This window comes from Paenibacillus sp. NRS-1760 (assembly GCF_050467785.1).
GTDB lineage: Bacteria > Bacillota > Bacilli > Paenibacillales > Paenibacillaceae > Pristimantibacillus.
Map to the genome: position 1 here is coordinate 1 of NZ_JBITPK010000036.1, position 3,219 is coordinate 3,219.

Below are 3,219 nucleotides of genomic sequence, written 5' to 3' on the forward strand. Positions count from 1 at the left end.
CTCTACGCGCATCATAGTACGACAAAAGAAGTCTTGCTTAGCAAGGCTTTTTTTGTTGTTTAAAAGTAGGAAATGATACTCAAATGAGATGTTTTTGAGCTATTTTTTTTGTCAAAGGAGTTAGCCTCGTGTACAATAAAAACAGCTAAGGGAGGACATATATGAATTTTTCCGTCACCTTTTTTACAAATATAAGCATTCTCATCACTTGTGCTTACCTTTTTAACCTCCTATATAAAAATTTTCTAAACCGAGCTTCCTCCAATGTGAAAAATAGTCTGTTGATTGTCACTTTTATTTTATCCGGCTGGCTGACGATGATGGTTGGTGTGGAATTAGGTAAGGGGCCCTTATTCGATTTGCGCGGCGTACCTATTATTTTTGCAACACTAGTGTTCCGAGATCCGCGCCATGTTTTTATTATTGGACTTGGTATCTCTGCTTCAAGATTTTTTGTCAATGGAATAACACCAAGCTCACTAACGGGATCAATTAATATCGCTATTATGGGACTCGTCGCTGCGGGGCTCGTTATGCTTTACGAACGACGCCAGTTATGGGGCTATCGTAAGAAGGCAACGATTTCTTTGCTCACCATCAATATTGTACAGGTAACTGGTATCGCGATCTTTGGCGCTCTGTCTCGTGAGTTGTACTTGAAGCAGATTATGCCTTTTACGCTGCCTCTTTCTATTTTGCTTGGTGCCTTATTCTTATTTATTATTAATGATTTTTATAAGGAACAGCTCCAAGCGGACGAGCTGCGCGACAATAACTTGCTTTTAATGGAGCAAACGAAGGAGCTTGAAGACAAAGCGATACAAATCATGAAGTCATCCAAATACAAGTCGGACTTCCTCTCTAATATGTCCCATGAGCTTCGGACACCTCTTAATAGTATCATTGTCCTCTCAGAGCTCATTCGTGAGAATACGGCCAGCCAGGAACACGATGAGAATTTTGAGTATGCAGATATGATAAACAGCTCTAGTAACGAATTGCTGCGAATCATTAATGACATCCTTGACTTATCCAAGATGGAAGCAGGGAAAATGGATATCAACTGGGGAGAAGTGTCCGTCGAGGATGTTACGCAGCTGGTATACCATGAATTTGCCCATTTAGCTGAAAAGAGGCAGCTAAGCTTCGAAGTTTTAATAGATGAAGAGGCTCCTCAAATGCTAGTATCCGATGGGCAAAAGCTGAGCCAAATTATTCGTAATCTATTAAACAATGCTATTAAGTTTACGGATAAGGGCGATGTCGCTTTGCACGTATACAAGGATAAGCTTACTGAGTGCATTGTATTTGTTGTAAAGGATACCGGTATTGGGATAGATGAGGTCAACCAGCAGCGAGTCTTCGATACATTTTCACAAGAGGACAGCACGATTCAGCGGAAATATGAAGGAACTGGATTAGGGCTTTCTATTTGTATACAGCTTACCAATCTACTTGGCGGCAAACTTGCGCTTAAAAGCACAAAGGGAGTAGGAAGTGAGTTTGCACTTAGTGTGCCGTTATATCCTACAACGAAATAGGGTAGCTGCTTCGATTGGAACCGCAAATCGCTTTCGACTAGGTTGGAGAGTAAGTTTCTGTATAAAGAAATGAGTTGTTAGATTCGACTAACAGCAAGGAAGGTGTAGTTAGGCAAACGAATGCCTTCCTACACCTTTCTTTATGGATTTAGCGAGGTATCCATATTTGTATAAATAAGAATGGCATCTCTTAGAAATACAGCAGCACCAGGCTGGTTTTTGTCATAATAGGCTGTAAACCTTTCATCATCTACATACATTTGAGCAACACCCGCATGTGCTTCTTTGGTATAGCAGCCCCAATAAAAACTTAGCCATTGTCGATGGAGATTGGCTGCTTTCTGTGCTAACTGACCAGCGGGGTCACCAGTTGCAAAAGCTTCCTCAAGCACACTTATGACCTCGGCCCCTAACTTTTCGATTTCAGTGTGCTGTTCTTTAGTCATGTTTTTGATTATTTGGTTAGAGAGATCCACCTGCTTGTTTCCGTATTTTTCTCTAATCTCTTTACCAAAGCTCTTCTCGTTCTCATTAAGGAGCTGCTGCTTAAAACCTTCGAATTTCTCTTTATTCTCCATTATTATTCTCCCTTCTTTTTGAGCTAACGTTTTGTCGACATTAGCGATAAGCTGATCTAGCTGTACTCTTTTCTCTAAAAGCTTTTGTCGATGCTGCAGCAGTGCCTTTTCACCGTCAAAGGAAGGTGATGTCACGATGGCCTTGATTTCCTCTAATCCGATTCCAAGCTCTTTGTAAAATAGAATCTGCTGCAGCCGATCAACCTCCGCTTGCCCATAAATGCGATAGCCCGAAGAATTCAACCGTGCAGGTTTAAGCATGTCGATCTCATCGTAATAACGCAGCGCACGTGTACTAATTCCAGCTAATCGACCTAGCTTTTGTATGGTGTATTCCATGTGTTCACCTCCTGACAACATCATCGTACACCTTCACGCAACGTGAAGGTCAACTGTTTTTTTTATAACGCAAGAACAACCGTAAAGGAAGTAATAAGAGTGGACGTTGAGGACGAACAATTGTCATTCGAGTAATTATTCTGTTTATTGAAGTAAGTAAACTCTATTCACAATTAACGTGGAATTGTTGTATAGCCAAGAATGCTATTGTCGAAAATAATGTTATCCAGCGATGGAGAGCAGTTATGATTGAGAATGTTAAAGAGTTGTTCATTTGCGCTGTAAACTATATCCATTTATAATTAATGTTATTCTTCTTCTTTAAAGATGGAATCATGTATTTACATGCTTTATTGTAGTAAACATAGGCATTACAGCTCTATAGAAAGGGTTTTACATATTTAAATAAAGATTATTATAAATTAATTTCAAAAAAAGACTTGCATTAATGGGTGAATGCATGGTATATTCTATTTCTGGCCGAGAGACACACGCGGACAGCAAGCAAAACAAGCATGACAAACGAAAGAAAAGATTGCTCTTTGAAAACTGAACAACGAGTAATAACTGCCTTGCAAATCCTTCGGGATAGAGAAAAAAGCGATAAAAAAGTAATGAGCATTTCAAACACCAATTTGGAGAGTTTGATCCTGGCTCAGGACGAACGCTGGCGGCGTGCCTAATACATGCAAGTCGAGCGGAGTTGATGAGGTGCTTGCACCTCTGATACTTAGCGGCGGACGGGTGAGTAACACGTGGGT

Annotated in this window: 2 protein-coding genes and 1 rRNA gene; 2 read left to right on the forward strand and 1 reads right to left on the reverse strand. The window is 40.4% G+C overall.

Annotated elements, in window-relative coordinates:
* Positions 1 to 266 precede the first annotated feature (266 nt).
* A complete protein-coding gene (locus tag ACIFSR_RS34515) occupies positions 267 to 1,541 on the forward strand; it encodes an ATP-binding protein (RefSeq protein ID WP_430063751.1) in 1,275 nt (424 codons plus the stop codon).
* Positions 1,542 to 1,681: 140 nt separating this feature from the next.
* On the opposite strand, the gene ACIFSR_RS34520 is transcribed toward ACIFSR_RS34515, so the two are convergent.
* Positions 1,682 to 2,458, reverse strand: a complete 777-nt coding sequence (locus ACIFSR_RS34520; protein WP_430063753.1) for a MerR family transcriptional regulator — start codon at positions 2,456 to 2,458, stop codon at positions 1,682 to 1,684.
* 632 nt (positions 2,459 to 3,090) lie between these two features.
* Here ACIFSR_RS34520 and ACIFSR_RS34525 point away from each other — a divergent pair.
* Positions 3,091 to 3,219, forward strand: a 16S ribosomal RNA gene (locus ACIFSR_RS34525); the annotation flags it as partial.

Excerpts from the sequence above, each read along its gene's own strand:
- ACIFSR_RS34520 (WP_430063753.1), bottom strand. The coding sequence starts at position 2,458 with ATGGAATACACCATACAAAAGCTAGGTCGATTAGCTGGAATTAGTACA.